Genomic DNA, 16,874 nt, shown 5'->3' with positions numbered 1-16,874 from the left:
TATGGATATGAAAATTTTAATTGCTGATGACCATCCTTTGTTTCGCGATGCAATGCAAAGCGTGGTTCGAAGAGCCGTCGCCGATAGTGAAATCGTAATTTGCAATGACTTTTCAAGTGCCGAGCAAGCGATCGTGAACGATCAAGACTTTGACTTGGCACTTCTCGATTTGCACATGCCAGACGGTGATGGTTATTTTGGCTTGATTCATTTACGCAATCATTTTCCGACGTTGCCTGTGGTTATTGTTTCAGGTACTGATGATCCCGCCGTGGTTAAACGTTGTTTAGGGTTTGGCGCCTCTGGCTTTGTTCCTAAAACCTTGCCACCCGATGAAATGATTAAAGCCATCGGCTTAATATTAGATGGCGAGATTTTTCTTCCTGAAAACTTAAAGCAAGCTATCGATAAAATTGATGAAGAAGATCGCGCATTTGCTGAAAAAGTGGCAACACTGACTCAACAGCAATATCGTGTGCTTTGTGAGCTTAATGAAGGTCGTTTAAATAAACAGATTGCCTATGACTTGAATATCTCCGAAGCGACGGTTAAAGCGCATGTCACAGCAATATTCAAAAAGCTCGGCGTGATAAATCGCACTCAGGCCGTTATAGCGGCCCAAAAATTACAATTTACCAGTCATCTTGACGACAGCAAGCTGCAGTCTGATTAGCGATTTAAAATCGCTCTCAGTGCAGCGGGTTTTGCTGGTTTTTTAATATACTCCATACTTGAGCGCTTTGCCTGATCTCGAATGTTTGGATCTTGTGTCGCGGTTAGCAAATAAGCTTTTGGATGCTTTTGCCAGAAGTTCTTCAGACTTTCATACAACTCAATACCATCAGTCGTCGCATTAAGATCAAAGTCCATCATTAATATGTCGGGCTGTGATATCTTTGCGGCTTCAATAACCTGTTCCGGATCATGGAAAATGGTAAGTTGTATTCCCCATTTCTTTACCAGTGTTTTCATCGCATCCAATTGTTGAACGTCATTGTCAACGTACCAAACAATTTGATTAATGATATTAACATCGGTTTGTGTTTGAGGTATGGCTTGACTACTATGTTGTGCGGTTGTGATTGGCACATCAACATAAAACGTTGATGAAGAGCCCTCGGCTGATATTATTCCAACTGGGTGAGAGAGTGACTCGCTCATTCTTGCCACAACACTTAGACCAAGACCAGCACCTGATTCAGTGGATTTATTATTAGGCGAGCGGTAAAAGTCACTAAAAATGGCTCTTTGTTCATTCTTTGAAATTCCTGGGCCAGAGTCAGTGACTTGTATTCTTAATAAACTCCCATGTCGTCGGCAGCCGAAAACAATCTTATGACCATTAGAATACTTAATCGCATTCGATAGAAAGTTTTGCAATATTCTTCTAAGCCATTGCTTATCGCTGATTACCCACACTTGACACTTAGGCATTTTCAATCGCTTGTTTTTTTCTGATGCAACAACGGAAAATTCATTAAAAAGAGACAGCATAATTTCATCAACTCGGAAGGGTTCTTTTTTAGGCGTTAGGGCGCCTTGGTCAAAGCGGGCAATTTCGAGCAATGTCGCAACTAGGTTTTCTGTCGATTTTAAAGATAAGTTAATTTTCTCAACGACGTTATTGGCTTCTTGAGTTAAACCTTCTTCTTCTAAAGCACTCGCGTAGAGTCGAGCTGCCGTTAGTGGTTGTAAGATATCATGGCTAGCGAGAGCAATGAATTGTGTTTTCGTTTTATTGGCATTCTCAGCTTCTAGTTTAGCTTGATTCATTGCCTTTTCTGATTGTTTTCGTAACTCGACTTCTTGTGTTAATTCTTCATTGATATGCTGTATTTGCTCAGTACGTTTGACAACTCGAGCTTCCAATTCATCTCGAGACTCTTTTAATTGACGCTCGACTTTCTTATATTCGGTAATGTCTGTAAAGCTAGTTACAAATCCACCGCCCGGCATTGGGTTTCCACGCATTTCTAGAACACGACCGTCGGGCCATTCTCTCTGAAATACATAAGACGTTCCTCTTCTTAGATGCTCAAGGCGCTTTTCAACTTGCTCTTCAATGGATCCCTGACCCATAACTCCCCGACCGGCATTGTGGCGAACAACGTCGGCAATTTCCATTCCGGGTTGAATAAATCCATCAGGGTAGTTAAACAACTCGATATAACGTTGATTCCACGCGACCAAATGCAAGTCTTTATTCACAACACTGATCCCCTGTGAAATATTTTCGAGTGTCGCGTGTAAAAGTTTTTGGTTAAACTTAATTTGCTGAGAGGTCTCATCGAATAAATTAATCAAAGATTCAGGCGTGACAGAGCGTCCCGCAATAATTGAGTTAACAACGGTATTTGCGGTGGTGGTTCCTATCGCTCCAGCAAGACGCTTTTCGGCAAATTCTAATAAATCTCTCTGCGGGGGTTCGTTTCTTTTGACGGGGCCATGATCTAACTCGAATTCATTTAATAAAATAGAAGTTTCCCGCTCTCCAAGAAAGCGCGCGATAACCTTTATAATGTCGTCACTCACAACATTCGCATTGGTAGGTTCGAGCGTACGAGTTTTGGTCAAGTTTAGTGGACTAGTAAATGCGGTCGCTTGAATGCTTTCGCTAAATTTAACGTCCGAACGACGTGAAACAAAGACCATAATTAACACATTCGTAATTAAGCTAAGCCAGACTCCCAGGTTGAAAGCATCATAGTCGAGATTCAGAAAGTTGGTCGGTGATAACCAGTGAATACCCAAAGGGCCTACATCGACTATCGTTTGTCCGAATAAGCCGGCTGCGGCAAGAGACGGAAGCATAATAAAGTAAAACCAAATGGCGGTGCCAGCTATCAAACCGGCACTGACACCTTTTGAACGACAATTTCGCCAATACAAACCGGCAACCACGGAAGGAACTAATTGGGCGACGAGAGAAAATGCAATCAATCCGGTTGCTGCTAATGCAAAGTAGTCACCAATTATAATTTTATACAAATAAGCCGCCAATAATATAAAGGCGATGCTCGCTCGTCGCCATTTAATGACCAATGGGCGGTAGTAGTTTTCTGATGTGTCATTTAGTCGATTAACAAAGTAGGGCAGAATAATGCTGTTTGTAATCATTGTACTAAGTGCGAGCGTGGCGATTATGATCATTCCAGTAGAGGCAGCGAACCCTCCAATAAACAGCATGACGCTCAGGAGTTTTTCATTTTGGGCAAAAGGAATAGCAAGAACATAAGTATCTGCAGATACACTACTGTCTACTCCAAATAGTTCAGTACCCATGGCTGTAATTGGAAATACGACTAAAGAAATTACCGCTAGATAAAAAGGGAAAATCCAGCGCGCTTTGTTTAAATGATTAGGGGCGGTATTTTCAACGAAGGTGACATGAAATTGTCTTGGTAAACAAATAGTGGCACAAGCGGCAAGAAATAGCTGAGTAAAAAAGGAAGCGTCTAATTGTGACCAAGAAAACTGTTCACTAAATGTTTTGCGGCTGAAGGACTGATTATCAAAGGTATCAAGCGATAGCCAATATAAACAAAAAATCGCTAATACAATGAGAACGGCGATTTTGACCACAGACTCGAATGCAATCGTATACATTAATCCGGAACGAGGTTTGGTTGCTTCAGCCGACTGTGTTCCAAAAAATATAGCCAATAGAGCCATTGCGATCGCTGTAAATAAAGCCGTGTCAATTTCCGTTGCCTGTACCGATACGTTTTGAGTTAAGCCATCAAAGCTAAAAGCTATCGCTTTAAGTTGCAGTGCAATATAGGGAATGATTGCGACCATCAGTAATAAAGTGACTGCGACAGAAAGCGAGCGCTGTTTGCCATATCGCAATGCAATAAAGTCGGATAATGAAGAGACATTTTGCTCTTTACAAACGATCAGTAGCTTGTACAACAAACGGTGCCCAAATAAAAATAAGAGAGCAGGACCTAAATAGATTGAAAGATAGAGCCAGCCATTATTGACCGCGGTGCCGACAGCACCATAAAACGTCCAAGAAGTACAATAAATGGCGATTGAAAAGCTATAGATCCAAAACGAAGGGATGGCAGACAGCTTTCCCTTGTCGCCAAGACGCGCAATAGCAAACAGAATGGCAATATAAACCAAGATACAAAAGAATAAGGCCAGAGCATTCAAATTGCGTCCCTCAAAAATATTCGCGTGAACGGTGGTTAAAAAGCTATTAGACCAAAGGATAACTCGTTTTGCACCTTACATGCGACTAAAGTCGAATTCGTTGCCTCATCAAACTTGATTAGAGTTGAGAAGTAACTTGGGGTTAATTTAGGAGGGCCAGTCATGGCATTCGAAAATAAAGAGCTTGCGCAACAATATTGGCGAGCGAATCTAAAACTGATGGCAACCCTTTTAGTCATTTGGTTTGTGGTGTCTTACGGTTGTGGAATCTTATTAGTTGATCAGTTGAATCAGATTAAGTTCTTTGGTTTTAAACTGGGATTCTGGTTTGCTCAGCAAGGTTCTATATACACGTTCGTAGTTTTAATCTTTGTGTATGTTGCAAAGATGAACAAGCTCGATCGTAAGTTTAACGTACACGAAGACTAAGGGGTCAACGATGGATTTACAAACTTTGACATTTATTGTCGTTGGCGCAACCTTCGCTTTATATATCGGGATTGCAGTCTGGTCACGAGCGGGTTCGACAAACGAGTTTTATGTGGCTGGAGGAGGCGTTCATCCAGTCGCCAATGGTATGGCAACCGCAGCTGACTGGATGTCTGCTGCATCATGGATTTCAATGGCCGGTTTGATATCTTTTATGGGATATGATGGCGGCGTTTATTTAATGGGCTGGACCGGCGGTTATGTTCTTTTAGCTTTATGCTTAGCGCCATACTTACGTAAATTTGGTAAGTTTACGGTTCCGGATTTCATTGGTGATCGTTACTACTCTCAAACCGCACGAACGGTTGCTGTGATATGTGCGATTTTCGTATCTTTCACTTATGTAGCTGGCCAAATGCGTGGCGTAGGCGTGGTTTTCTCTCGCTTTTTAGAAGTTGATTTAACTTGGGGTGTCGTTATTGGCATGGCCATCGTATTCTTCTATGCCGTTCTCGGTGGAATGAAAGGAATTACTTATACTCAAGTCGCTCAATATTGTGTGTTGATTTTTGCTTACTTAGTTCCAGCAATTTTCATCTCTATTTTGATTACTGGTAATCCTATTCCGCAACTAGGGTTTGGTGGCGAGGTCGCAGGGGAACCAGGGGTGTATCTACTGGATAAACTCGATGGACTCTCGCAGGAGCTCGGGTTTGCGGCTTACACTGACGGCTCGAAGGGCATGGTCGATGTATTCTTTATTACCGCTGCATTGATGGTCGGTACAGCAGGTCTACCACACGTTATCGTACGATTTTTCACAGTACCTAAAGTGCGTGATGCTCGTAAATCAGCTGGTTGGGCTTTGGTTTTTATTGCTTTACTTTATACGACTGCACCAGCCGTAGCGGTATTTGCTCGGGTCAATATGATCGACACGATCAATGGTCCAGAGCAACAAGGGGTTGAATATGAGAAAGCGCCTACTTGGATCAAGAACTGGGAGCAAACCGGCTTAATTTCATGGTCAGATAAAAATAACGACGGTCGCATGTTTTATTCAGGTGATGAACGCAATGAAATGAAAATCGATCGAGACATTATGGTGTTGGCAAACCCAGAAATTGCGAAACTACCAAACTGGGTTATTGCGCTAGTTGCCGCAGGTGGCTTAGCCGCCGCGTTGTCGACAGCGGCTGGTCTGCTACTGGTAATATCGACCTCCATTTCGCATGACTTATTGAAGCGAAATCTAATGCCAGACATAACCGATAAGCAAGAACTGATGTATGCGCGTTTAGCAGCCGCAGTGGCGGTAATCATTGCAGGACTCGCGGGTATCTATCCGCCAGGGTTTGTGGCGCAGGTGGTCGCCTTTGCCTTCGGCTTGGCTGCTTCCTCTTTCTTCCCAGCTATCATAATGGGTATTTTCTATAAGAAGATGAATAAAGAAGGAGCGATTGCTGGTATGGTTGTAGGTATTACTTTCACCGCTGCTTACATCCTAATATACAAAGGCGTTTTCTTTGAACCTCTGATCGAAAACAAACCTGAAAACTGGTTATTTGGGATTTCTCCTGAAGGTATCGGTACATTAGGTATGTTGCTTAACTTTGCCGTTGCATATGGGGTAAGTAAAGTCACTGCTCCTGTACCAGAAGATGTACAGCAGATTGTTGAAGATATTCGCTTTCCGAAAGGGTCAGGCGGGGCTCAAGCTCACTGATCAAGCGCGAACGGAAAAGTCCGGCATTGCCGGACTTTTTTGCGTTTGTAACGCACGATTATTCTAGTTAACTGTGTTGATGCAACGACGGCAATTTTTATACTAAAAAGTAAATGTTTGATAAGCTAACCTATATCCCGTAATAAACGCTGATTGTTAATAGATAAGTGCGGTAAAACTCTACGTGTGGTTTAACAAATAGGAGTATTAAAATTGAGCGCGCCAACCAGTGTTCCATCTGTGGTCTCGTTTCTCTCGACGATAATGCCCTTTAATCAACTCGAAAAAGAGCAACTCATCGAATGCGTTAATTCAATAGAAGTACATTTTTGTAGTGACAGCTCATTGGCGCAAGTTATCGATTATGAAAACCCGCTCTTATATATTATTCGGACCGGTGAGTTTGAGATTAGAGATCCAGAAGGAAAGCTAATCGACCGACTAGCCGAAGGTGATCAATTTGGTTATCCAGCCTTACTCTCCGGAAAAAAGATTTTAAATCGCGTATCGGTGCTCAAAGAGGGCTTAATTTATCGACTCAATGCAGAGACATTTCGTTGGTTAAAACATCAAAACAATGAGTTCGATATCTTTTATACCGAAGCTTATGCCGACAGAATCAAAAGAACTCAACCAGCGCCCAATCTATCGTTAGTTCAACCAATTGGTAACGTTATAGCACGACGGCCGGTGACCATTGAGGTAACCGAGACAATTCAACAAGCAGCAAGAGTGATGACCGAGAGAGAAGTTTCATCGATAATGGTTTTGCAAGATGAAAAGCTAGTCGGGATAGTCACCGATCGTGATTTGCGGTCAAGAGTTATTGCGCAAGGTTGCGATGTTACTAAACCGCTCGATACTGTCATGACACCTGAACCAAATCGGGTACTCGAAACCGAGTCTAGTGAGTCAGTGCTGGCGAAAATGTTAGAGCTGCACATTCATCACTTGCCAGTCATTAATCAGCAACAGCAACTTGTTGGTATGGTGACGACCAGCGATTTAATTCAAATGCAAATTTCACATCCGGTCTACCTAATCGGTAGGATAAAAAAAGCAAATCGTTTGGAACAGCTGGTACTCTTCAGTAAAGAAATCGGAAATTTATTGCATCAAATGATATCGAACAATATTCGTGTTGAAGAAATTGGCCGAATCATTTCTCAGATATCGGATGAATTAACCGTTCGATTAGTTAAACTCGCCGAACGAGAGTTAGGAAAGCCACCCATGAAATATTGCTGGGTCGCTTTTGGGTCGCAAGGTCGAAGTGAACAGTCGGCGAACTCTGATCAAGATAATGGTTTAGTATTAGAACGAAATCCTACTACAGAAGAGCGAGCGTTTTTTCAGGCGTTGGCTCAAAAGGTTAACTATGGTTTAGATGCCTGTGGCTTTATTCTTTGCCCCGGAGACGTTATGGCCATGAACGATAAATGGCTAGCAAGTTTAGAGCAGTGGCAAAGCTATTTTGGCAAGTGGATACAATCTCCGGAACCAAAGGCTTTGATGCATTCCAATATATTTTTTGACTTGCGAGCAATTTACGGAGACAGTCACTTGGTTCAACTGCTGCAAGAATCGATTCTTAAGTTAGCGCAAGGAAACTCGATTTTTCTTGCGCAGTTGACTCAGAATGCATTGAAAACCAGAGTGCCACTCGGTTTTTTCAAAGCCTTTGTGCTTGAGCAAAATGGTGAGCATGTCCCATCACTAGATTTAAAGCATAAGGCTCTTGCGCCTATTGCCGATATAGCTAGAATTTACGCATTAGCGACGCAATCGTTTGAAGTTAACACGATTGCTCGAATATCTAATGTGCCTTCGAAATTATTCAATGAACAAGATGCGAAAGCCTTATTAGACGCTTATCGCTTTATTTCTCGAATGCGCTATCAACATCAATTAAGATGTTGGCAAAAAGGTAAGAAAGTCGATAATTTTGTTATCCCTTCCGATCTATCATCATTGCAAAGAGCACAGTTGAAAGATGCGTTTCAAGTGATTGATGACGCACAATCTGGCATCAAGATGAAATTCTCTCGAGGGTTGATTTAGTGTTTCAAAAGTGGCGAATACGACGTCAACTATCATTATCGTCTGCTTTATTTCAAGAGTACTTAAAAGCTTTACCAAAGGTTGGCGATCAAAGTTTTATGGATTGCTCATATATATCATTAGATATAGAGACCGATGGATTAGATCCGAAACAAGACTCAGTATTGAGTCTAGCTTCGGTATTACTGAGTGGCGCAGTCATTCGTTTATCCGAGACTGCCTACTACTTTGTGCAAGCTGAAAAACTTCAAACGACTAAAAACATAGAAGTTCACGGGATTCATCCGTCTGAAATGACGCAAGGCATCCGAGAAAAAGAATTAATGGAGCACGTTTTATCCCAATTAAAAGGTAAAATATTTATCGCTCATAATGCCAGCTTTGACTGGGCTTTTTTAAATCAAATTTGTCTTCGTAATTTTGGCTCGCCATTTTTTTGTCCCGTTATTGATACGATGAGAGTTGAGCAAGCCAGACTCGAGCGAAAGCAATTTGTAATGAACCGAGGTAGTTTGACCTTATCGGCTTGCCGAGCTAGATATGGGTTACCTATGTTTGATGAGCATGATGCTCGAAATGACGCCATGGCGACGGCTGAACTTTTACTGGCCCAGGTTAATGCAATGGGAGGCTACGCTCGAGTAAAAGTAAGAGATTTGGGCGTAAAGCTTAAAGGTTGAATTAACGGATCTCGAATACCTTTTCGAGTCTAGCAAGTCGAAATACTTTGAGCGCTGGTTCACTGACTTGTTGTAATGCGAAATCTAAGTTTTTCTTTTTCGAAGCTTGAAGCGCTTCAACTAAGCTGGCAACGCCTGATGAGTCTATGTATTCTACGTCGGACATATCGACTATCAAATGTTGTCCTTTTTCAACGGTCTCTAACAGAACTTTGCGAGCAAGGGGAGAGCGTTCTAAGTCAACTTCTCCAGTAAGAAAAATAGTCGTGTGATCGCCGTTCTCAGTTGTTGTATAGCCCATAAATAGTATCACCAGTGAATATTGTAGCGGGAGGCTACAATCAATTTATTATAACGGAACACTTATCCTTCGGAGTGCTCTACTTTTCGACGCATGACCAGTTTGTTTCCTGCACCATTTGGGGGCGGGCACTCATAAGCCACAGAGTCCATCACTTTATTCATAATAAGCGTCCCTAGGCCACCCGGTGTTAGTTCGTCTTTGCACTCTTTAGGTTTGCAGCAATCAGGGTCAACCGTCGTGGCGAAGTCGATTAATTCAATGCACAGTTCATTATGATCAAGCATTAAGCTAAGGTCAATAATCCCATGGTCATCGAACTGATAGGCATGGCGAATGATGTTTTGACAAGCCTCGTCAACCGCAAGAACCATATCTGATTGAAAATCTTGATTAAAACCATGAGCAGATAGCGTATTTGATATTTCGCTTCTGATCGTTTTTAGGTGCTGTGGCTGAGCACTAAACCGCTTAGTCAGTAACACCTTTGTCATATCGTTGCTCATATTGGTTTGGAATCCTTAACAGTAAAATCGATGCCAATGTATTTTGCAAGATGTGACTTAAAATTAAATTAAGATTTAGTAGAAAGGAAGGGGACTGAGCTCAGTATTTCGTTGATAGTTGGGGAAATTGGTTTAGAGGGTTTAATCTTTTAGAGGCTAAGCATGCTAAGGCGGCAGCGATGCCGCCTTAAGAACATTCAGGTATTAGTCTGCTTGGTACAAAACATACAGCTCATTTTCTTCCATGCTGACTCGACGAGTTAGAACCTCACCGACTTTAACATAGTCTCGCTCGAACTCCTGTTCCATTTCTGCGGTGAAGGCTTGGTGAGCGTATTTTTTACAAAATTGAATAACAGCATTTGCGATTTCATTCATATCCGTTCGGAAGTCTTTAACAACCTGTAACGTGTGTACATCGTCAGCTAGAGACTGCTCTAGATAGACATAGAACTTTACGTTTTCCTTCAAAAGGTGAGATTGAAAGCTGGCTTTGAATTCAGCGATAACGTTTGAAAGCTTTTTATAATCGCTTTTCTCGAACCCTTCTTTCCACATGGCTCCATAAAGCGCAACCAGTTTCGAGTGGTCTTTTTTCAAAGTGTCAATTAAGTTTGGGTCAAAACTAATTGTTCGGTCAGCGCGAGATTTTCGGCTGGCAACATTCTGCAGAGGTTGACGTGTCTCCTCTTTGGGTCTAGCTCGAAAGAAATCGGTAATAAAAGCAAACATAATTGAACCTCGTAATTGATAATGCAAATGCCACTGTATTTAGCAAGCTGAAATCAAAATCACGCATCGCGTGCCTCAGCTAATAGATCCTAATAGATAAAAATTAACTCTACGTAGTAAAAAAGTGATTTATATTCTCAACTCGTGACTGCATTCATCATGTTTCTTAAATATATCTTTGTTGTGAGATTTAAATGTGTGATTTTTACCGTAACTCTTTGGTTCAAAAGCTAAAAAGTTGAGTTGGTCTGTGTCTTTGATGAAGGAGTGGAAGACTGATTCCATTGCAAACGTCGATAATTAAGGCCATATTGAGGTCAGTGACGCTCCGAACTGGTTGATATTTATACAAAAAATTAATTGCGACAAGGGTTTTAATCCGGCGAAAAATTAGCGATAATGCGCGCTCTTCACTATGGGTACCCACTGGTTCCCTCGCAACGATAAGTCGCAAACCCCGCCAGGCCCGGAAGGGAGCAACGGTAGTGACCGACTCGTGTGCCGAGGTGTGGCTGGTGGGTCCCACCCAAAACTCTTCGATTCCCAATTCCTGTTTCCTTTGTTTTTCGAATGGATCTCCTTAGCGCTAAAGTACCTGTTCCTTGCGGTATTGGTTGTTGATTCTCCGCGAATAATTGGCGAGTTGCGCCTTTTTTGGTCAATAAATCAGCAAACATCATTTTGTTAGAGATTCTGATTTGAGTTGATTATAATGACCTATTAACTTTGATTTGATGGTAGCGGAGAGTTCATGTCCTACACTGTTTTAGCGCGCAAATGGCGACCTCAAAATTTCCAACAACTGGTTGGCCAAGAGCACGTACAGCGGGCAATTGTTAACGCAATAGAGCAACAGCGCCTTCATCACGCTTACTTGTTTACCGGCACTCGCGGAGTCGGGAAAACCACCATCGCTCGGATTTTCTCCAAATGTCTTAATTGTGAAACAGGTATTACATCGACGCCATGTGGTAGCTGTTCAACGTGTACCGAGATAGATGAGGGACGTTTTGTCGATTTACTAGAAATCGACGCTGCCTCAAGAACAAAGGTTGAAGATACTCGCGAAATTCTCGACAACGTTCAATATCGACCATCTCGAGGACGATACAAAGTCTACTTAATCGATGAAGTGCATATGTTGTCAAATAGTAGCTTTAATGCGCTTTTGAAAACGTTAGAAGAGCCTCCACCACATGTCGTCTTTTTGTTGGCAACGACGGATCCGCAAAAACTTCCGGTGACGGTTTTGTCCCGCTGTTTGCAGTTTCATTTAAAGCGCATGACAGAAGAGCACATTGCGAATCACTTAGCGCATATTTTAGGTGAAGAGTCGATCCCGACAGAAGAAGGCTGTTTACCGATCATTGCCCGCGCTGCCGACGGAAGTATGCGAGATGCACTCAGTCTTTTAGATCAAGCCATTGCTTTTGGTGCCGGTGAGTTAAAATTACCCGAAGTAACCGATATGTTGGGAGCGATTGATCAAGGTTTTGTAAGAGACATTCTCAGCGCGATGGCTGTAAATGATGTTGATGCGGTGTTTGCTGCGATCGATCGAATGGCTGAGTTTAACCCGGACTACCGAAAGGTATTGGCAGAAATGCTATCCTGCTTACATCGTATCGCCGTAAGTCAAATGGCTAACAAACCAGTTTCCAGCGAACTGGATGAGTTAACTCAAATACTGTCTCCTAATGACGTGCAGCTTTTTTACCAAATCGGTGGTCACGCTCGACGGGATTTACCTTTATCTCCAGATGCACGAGAAGGGTTTGAAATGGCTGTGTTACGAATGATGGCTTTTCGACCTGATCTTGTTGGATCTAGCGAAAGCAAAAAAAAATAGTTTAAGCTCAAATAATTCGTCGAATAGTCTAGTTAAAGACGATGCATCAAATCGACTTATTCGCGAAAAGTCTCTTAAATCTGACTCATTATCGGAAACAAGTGACGAATCAGCTTTAGACACTCAAACTTCAGTAAAGCTCGTTGATGAACAAAGGCTCGTTGATGAGAAAAAGGTAGTTGATGAATCTACTAAAAAAGATGCTGAATGTTCAGGCGCTATTGACCATAAGAACGAATTAGTAGGTGAGCAAGAGTCCTTTGCTAACCGACACTCCCCACAAAATTCTCAAAGCAGTGCAAACAGCAGCGATCGAGAAACTCAAACTCTTGAGAAAGTGAGCCTCACTAGCGCTCCTGTCGAGCAGCCTTCATTGTCAGATTCGAAAACTGATGTTCATCTAGATGATACTAATTCTGAAGTGACAAACGCCGTCGTAACGGATATTACAAAGAGTTCAGAGCAGGCTAATTCGAGCATACTCAATAGTGAGGTTGCTCATGTTCAGGACTCTCAGCTTTCACCGAAACCTAAAGTGAGCAAGCAATGGTCAACTGAACTGCTGGCTCAACCTGAAAAATGGCATGAGTTCATTCAAGATTTACAGTTGACCGGCGCGTTGTTCCAAATTCTTAACAATAGCTCGGTTGTTCGCGTAGATAATCATACGATAGCCTTAAAAACTCGTTCGTCAGTTGAGCACTTTGTTACCGACTCAGCGTATAAGAAAATTCAAGACGAAGTTTCTCGCTCACTGAAGGTTGACGTAAAAATTGAGTTTGATTACGTCGAAGAGCTATTCAATACACCGAAAGAAATTTCTGAGCAAAACTATCTAAATTACTTAAATCAAGTTAAAGAATCTTTTTTGGAGAATCAAAAAGTTGTTAGCATTTTAAACGCATTTCAAGCTAACATTTCGCAACAAGATATCGAGCTTGACAAGCAACTAGATGTAAACAATTAAATTCTATTAGAGAGAAAGAGGAAATCTTATGAAAGGCTTAGGTGGCATGATGAAGCAGGCACAGCAGCTTCAAGAAAAGATGCAAAAAGCTCAAGAAGAAGTGGCTAACTTGGAAGTAACCGGTGAAGCTGGTGCTGGAATGGTCAAGGTAGTCATGACAGGTCGACACGACGTTAAGCGTGTACACATAGACGATAGTTTAATGAGTGACGATAAAGAAATTTTAGAAGACTTAGTTGCTGCTGCGGTGAACGATGCCGTTCGTCGAGTTGAAGCAGAAAGCCAAGAAAGAATGTCATCGGTCACCCAAGGTTTACCCTTGCCTCCTGGCTTTAAAATGCCCTTTTAGCAATGGCGGAAAATTTACTTGAAGAATTAGTTGAGGGATTGCGCTGTCTTCCTGGCGTCGGCAGGAAAAGTGCGCAACGTATGGCTCTTTATTTACTTGAACGCAATCGTCGAGGTGGTGAAAAGCTTGCTCAGGTATTATCTGATGCAATGTCGCGCATTGAACACTGTAAACAGTGCAAAAATTTCACCGAGTCTGAGCTGTGTGAAATTTGCTCAAACTATAAGCGAGACGCATCGCTCATTTGCGTTGTAGAGTCGCCTGCCGATGTGCTCGCCATTGAGAACTCTGGCGCTTTTGAAGGGCACTATTTCGTGCTCATGGGTCAGCTATCTCCTCTCGATGGAATAGGGCCTGAAGAGCTCGGTCTTGATACCTTCGAAACGCGACTCCAATCGCAGCAAATAAGAGAAGTTATTTTAGCGACAAGCTCGACAATTGAAGGTGAAGCAACCGCTCATTATTTAAGAGAGTTAATCGAGAAATATCAAATTCCAGTGACTCGTATTGCACAAGGTGTGCCTATCGGTGGTGAGCTTGAATACATTGATTCTGGAACCCTCGCGCGGTCAATCAATGAGCGCAGAAAAATAGAGTACTAAATTTAGCTATATAAAGCCGGTTTAAACAGATTAAATTAAACTAAGAAATCGACCTGTTTTTCCAACTAACTGCTATTATTACAGGTAGTTGTTTGGTGAGTATAGGACGAGTAGATGCTGACCTATAAAGGCTTTGTTGCACAGCTAGATTATGAACCAGAAACTGACCTTATTGTCGGTGAGGTCATAAATGCGCCTGATGTATTGTTGTTTGATGGCGATAATCTGCTTACCCTAAAACGACGTTTTGTAGAAGTCATCGATGATTACTTGTCTCTAGTAAAGCGTGAAGCTTTATCCCCGGTATCTCCATTTATAGGGCGTTATACGATATGCCTGGCCCCCGATGACCAAAGAAAAGTGATGCATGCTGCTGAGAGAGAAGCCGTAGGGGTATCCCATTGGTTAAATCGAGAAGTTCAAATTCTGATAAAAAATATGCCGAATTAAAACTTAAACCTTGAAAAGCGGTTAACTGCCCCCATCTCCCTGTCATTGGTGAAGACTGCAATGAAAAATAGCAGCAGTCTTAACTATTCTAATCAAACCATAGGTTTTCATTAAACCCAAGTGACTACTTTTCAGAATCGGAGGAGATTGGCAATGAGTGAGACGCCAACGATGGAAAAACATAGCTTTCAGACTGAAGTGAAGCAATTGCTTCATTTGATGGTTCATTCTTTGTACAGCAATAAAGAGATCTTTTTGCGTGAATTGATTTCTAATGCGGCAGATGCTGTGGACAAGCTTCGTTTTCAATCGTTAGATAACAGTGAGCTTATTGCCGAAGATCCTGATTTTAAAATTCGTATTACTACTGACGAGCAGGCTGGTACGCTGACCATTAGTGATAATGGTATCGGCATGTCGAAAGATGAGCTGATCGCAAATTTGGGAACCATCGCTAAGTCAGGCACCGCTGATTTTTTAAGTAAGCTGTCAGGAGATCAGAAAAAAGACGCAAACCTTATTGGACAATTTGGTGTGGGCTTTTATTCTGGATTTATCGTTGCTGACAAAATGACTGTAGTTTCGAAAGCAGCCGGAAGTAATGAGAGTTTCAGTTGGTCTTCGCAAGGTGAAGGGGAGTTTGAAATAGAGCCAAGTGACAAAGCTGGTCGAGGAACTGACATAATTCTGCATTTGAAAGACTCAGAAAAAGAGTTTTTAAATGACTGGCGTTTGCGGTCAATTATTGGAAAATACTCCGATCACATTTCGGTACCTGTGCAAATGCTTAAGCCAGCCGAACCTGCTGCAGAAGGTGAGGACCCCAAACCGTCAACTGAATTCGAAGCCGTCAATAAAGCGACTGCTCTATGGACGAGAAGTAAATCAGACATTTCAGAAGATGAGTATAAAGAATTTTATAAACATATATCTCATGACTTTACCGAGCCAATGTCTTGGGCGCACAACAAAGTCGAAGGGACGCAGGAGTATACTAGCTTACTTTACATTCCGAAAAATGCACCTTTTGACCTTTGGAATCGTGAACGTTCTCGTGGTGTAAAACTGTATGTTCAACGGGTCTTTATTATGGACGATGCTGAGCAGTTCTTACCGGTTTACTTACGTTTCGTTCGTGGTGTGCTCGATAGCAATGACTTACCATTAAATGTATCGCGAGAAATTTTGCAAGACAGTTCAGTTACTCAGTCGTTAAAGAACGCTTGTGTTAAACGCATACTCTCGTTACTAGAGAAAACCGCAAAGAAAGATCCTGAGGCTTACCAGCATTTTTGGGAGCAGTTTGGAAATGTATTAAAAGAAGGTTTGGGCGAAGACTTTTCCAACCAACAAACTCTTGCTGGTCTAATGCGATTTTCTTCGACACACACAGACTCTGCTAAGCAAGATGTTTCACTCGATGACTATGTGTCTCGAATGAACGATGGTCAAGATAAGATTTATTACATCACAGCCGATAGTTTTGAAACGGCGAAAAATAGTCCTCACTTAGAAGTATTCCGTAAGAAAGGTATCGAGGTTCTATTGCTCGCCGATCGTATCGATGAATGGGCAATTTCTCATTTATCTGATTACCAAGAGAAGAAGCTGGTTTCGGTAACTCAAGGCGACTTAGATTTAGGTGAGCTCGAAAACCAAGAAGAAAAGGAGCAGCGTGAGCAACTAGAAAAAGACAGTGCTTCGCTTATCGAGCGCTTCAAAGCGGTTCTTGGTGATAAAGTTAAAGACGTAAAAGTGACTCATCGATTAACCGATTCTCCGGCGTGTGTCGTCAGCTCCGAAGGTGAAATGTCGGCACAGATGGCGAGGCTGATGGCTGCAGCTGGACAAAGTGCGCCAGAAATCAAACCGGTTTTTGAGTTAAACCCCGAGCATCAATTAGTTCAACACGCCGCGGAGCAGTCTGACGCAGTATTTGAAGATTGGGCGATGTTTCTATTTGAACAAGCGCTGCTTGCTGAGTCGGGCTCCTTAAATGATCCCGGAACCTTTACCAAGCGCCTTAATAAGCTCTTACTCGCTAAGTAAAGGGAGATGGCGCTC

General features: G+C 42.2%; 14 protein-coding genes, 1 other RNA gene and 1 pseudogene. 12 read left to right on the top strand and 4 right to left on the bottom strand.

The genetic code is table 11. From position 1 onward, the window contains the following. Nucleotide 1 precedes the first annotated feature (1 nt). The gene (locus tag Q9312_RS04575) at nucleotides 2–673 is read left to right on the top strand and encodes a response regulator (RefSeq protein WP_309203397.1); all 672 of its coding nucleotides are present in this window, start codon (nucleotides 2–4) and stop codon (nucleotides 671–673) included. On the opposite strand, the gene Q9312_RS04570 is transcribed toward Q9312_RS04575, so the two are convergent. Next, nucleotides 670–4,158, bottom strand: coding sequence for a PAS-domain containing protein (locus Q9312_RS04570; RefSeq protein ID WP_309203396.1), 3,489 nt, complete (start codon nucleotides 4,156–4,158; stop codon nucleotides 670–672). The two genes, Q9312_RS04575 and Q9312_RS04570, sit on opposite strands and share 4 nt — an antisense overlap. A 162-nt stretch (nucleotides 4,159–4,320) precedes the next feature. On the opposite strand from Q9312_RS04570, the gene Q9312_RS04565 reads away from it, so the two are divergent. The 4 genes from Q9312_RS04565 (at nucleotide 4,321) to Q9312_RS04550 (ending at nucleotide 9,054) form a co-directional block, all read left to right on the top strand. Then, the gene (locus Q9312_RS04565) at nucleotides 4,321–4,587 is read left to right on the top strand and encodes a DUF4212 domain-containing protein (RefSeq protein ID WP_309203395.1); all 267 of its coding nucleotides are present in this window, start codon (nucleotides 4,321–4,323) and stop codon (nucleotides 4,585–4,587) included. Nucleotides 4,588–4,597: 10 nt separating this feature from the next. Further along, entirely contained in the window at nucleotides 4,598–6,313 is a 1,716-nt protein-coding gene (locus tag Q9312_RS04560) for a sodium:solute symporter family protein (protein WP_309203394.1), read from the top strand. A 213-nt stretch (nucleotides 6,314–6,526) separates the two neighbouring features. Beyond that, nucleotides 6,527–8,374 (top strand): DUF294 nucleotidyltransferase-like domain-containing protein, encoded by a 1,848-nt coding sequence (locus Q9312_RS04555; RefSeq protein ID WP_309203393.1) that lies wholly within the window; start codon nucleotides 6,527–6,529, stop codon nucleotides 8,372–8,374. Further along, nucleotides 8,374–9,054, top strand: coding sequence for a 3'-5' exonuclease (locus tag Q9312_RS04550; protein WP_309203392.1), 681 nt, complete (start codon nucleotides 8,374–8,376; stop codon nucleotides 9,052–9,054). The genes Q9312_RS04555 and Q9312_RS04550 overlap by 1 nt, the downstream gene beginning before the upstream one ends. Before the next feature lies 1 nt (nucleotide 9,055). On the opposite strand, the gene Q9312_RS04545 is transcribed toward Q9312_RS04550, so the two are convergent. The 3 genes from Q9312_RS04545 to Q9312_RS04535 form a co-directional block, all read right to left on the bottom strand. Beyond that, nucleotides 9,056–9,355, bottom strand: a complete 300-nt coding sequence (locus Q9312_RS04545) for an STAS domain-containing protein (protein WP_309203391.1) — start codon at nucleotides 9,353–9,355, stop codon at nucleotides 9,056–9,058. Between the two features lie 62 nt (nucleotides 9,356–9,417). After that, the gene (locus Q9312_RS04540) at nucleotides 9,418–9,861 is read right to left on the bottom strand and encodes an ATP-binding protein (RefSeq protein WP_309203390.1); all 444 of its coding nucleotides are present in this window, start codon (nucleotides 9,859–9,861) and stop codon (nucleotides 9,418–9,420) included. Nucleotides 9,862–10,065: 204 nt separating this feature from the next. After that, nucleotides 10,066–10,593, bottom strand: coding sequence for a hemerythrin domain-containing protein (locus Q9312_RS04535; protein ID WP_309203389.1), 528 nt, complete (start codon nucleotides 10,591–10,593; stop codon nucleotides 10,066–10,068). A gap of 424 nt (nucleotides 10,594–11,017) precedes the next feature. Here Q9312_RS04535 and ffs point away from each other — a divergent pair. The 7 genes and pseudogenes from ffs (at nucleotide 11,018) to htpG (ending at nucleotide 16,859) form a co-directional block, all read left to right on the top strand. Continuing rightward, an RNA gene (ffs, locus tag Q9312_RS04530) (signal recognition particle sRNA small type) lies at nucleotides 11,018–11,114 on the top strand. A gap of 230 nt (nucleotides 11,115–11,344) precedes the next feature. Next, nucleotides 11,345–12,406: pseudogene (gene dnaX / locus Q9312_RS04525) on the top strand (DNA polymerase III subunit gamma/tau); the annotation flags it as partial. Nucleotides 12,407–12,410: 4 nt separating this feature from the next. Further along, a complete protein-coding gene (locus tag Q9312_RS04520) occupies nucleotides 12,411–13,409 on the top strand; it encodes a DNA polymerase III subunit gamma/tau C-terminal domain-containing protein (RefSeq protein WP_309203387.1) in 999 nt (332 codons plus the stop codon). 28 nt (nucleotides 13,410–13,437) lie between these two features. After that, the gene (locus tag Q9312_RS04515) at nucleotides 13,438–13,758 is read left to right on the top strand and encodes a YbaB/EbfC family nucleoid-associated protein (RefSeq protein WP_309203386.1); all 321 of its coding nucleotides are present in this window, start codon (nucleotides 13,438–13,440) and stop codon (nucleotides 13,756–13,758) included. A 2-nt stretch (nucleotides 13,759–13,760) separates the two neighbouring features. After that, nucleotides 13,761–14,360: a recombination mediator RecR gene (gene recR, locus Q9312_RS04510; RefSeq protein ID WP_309203385.1), complete on the top strand. Its 600-nt coding sequence runs from the start codon at nucleotides 13,761–13,763 to the stop codon at nucleotides 14,358–14,360. Nucleotides 14,361–14,474: 114 nt separating this feature from the next. Further along, nucleotides 14,475–14,810, top strand: coding sequence for a hypothetical protein (locus Q9312_RS04505; protein ID WP_309203384.1), 336 nt, complete (start codon nucleotides 14,475–14,477; stop codon nucleotides 14,808–14,810). 153 nt (nucleotides 14,811–14,963) lie between these two features. After that, nucleotides 14,964–16,859 (top strand): molecular chaperone HtpG, encoded by a 1,896-nt coding sequence (gene htpG / locus Q9312_RS04500; RefSeq protein ID WP_309203383.1) that lies wholly within the window; start codon nucleotides 14,964–14,966, stop codon nucleotides 16,857–16,859. Nucleotides 16,860–16,874: the final 15 nt, after the last annotated feature.

The sequence above is a fragment of the Pleionea litopenaei genome (assembly GCF_031198435.1).
GTDB classification, from domain to species: domain Bacteria; phylum Pseudomonadota; class Gammaproteobacteria; order Enterobacterales; family Kangiellaceae; genus Pleionea; species Pleionea litopenaei.
The sequence above is the reverse complement of the archived record's forward strand: the minus strand, read 5'-3'. Positions and strand labels throughout refer to the sequence as shown.

What these genes read in the sequence shown, in the direction of transcription:
- Q9312_RS04505 (WP_309203384.1), top strand. Translation starts at nt 14,475, where the DNA reads ATGCTGACCTATAAAGGCTTTGTTGCACAGCTAGATTATGAACCAGAA.
- Q9312_RS04515 (WP_309203386.1), top strand. Translation starts at nt 13,438, where the DNA reads ATGAAAGGCTTAGGTGGCATGATGAAGCAGGCACAGCAGCTTCAAGAA.
- recR (WP_309203385.1), top strand. Translation starts at nt 13,761, where the DNA reads ATGGCGGAAAATTTACTTGAAGAATTAGTTGAGGGATTGCGCTGTCTT.
- Q9312_RS04565 (WP_309203395.1), top strand. Translation starts at nt 4,321, where the DNA reads ATGGCATTCGAAAATAAAGAGCTTGCGCAACAATATTGGCGAGCGAAT.
- Q9312_RS04575 (WP_309203397.1), top strand. Translation starts at nt 2, where the DNA reads ATGGATATGAAAATTTTAATTGCTGATGACCATCCTTTGTTTCGCGAT.
- htpG (WP_309203383.1), top strand. Translation starts at nt 14,964, where the DNA reads ATGAGTGAGACGCCAACGATGGAAAAACATAGCTTTCAGACTGAAGTG.
- Q9312_RS04540 (WP_309203390.1), bottom strand. Translation starts at nt 9,861, where the DNA reads ATGAGCAACGATATGACAAAGGTGTTACTGACTAAGCGGTTTAGTGCT.
- Q9312_RS04545 (WP_309203391.1), bottom strand. Translation starts at nt 9,355, where the DNA reads ATGGGCTATACAACAACTGAGAACGGCGATCACACGACTATTTTTCTT.
- Q9312_RS04560 (WP_309203394.1), top strand. Translation starts at nt 4,598, where the DNA reads ATGGATTTACAAACTTTGACATTTATTGTCGTTGGCGCAACCTTCGCT.
- Q9312_RS04535 (WP_309203389.1), bottom strand. Translation starts at nt 10,593, where the DNA reads ATGTTTGCTTTTATTACCGATTTCTTTCGAGCTAGACCCAAAGAGGAG.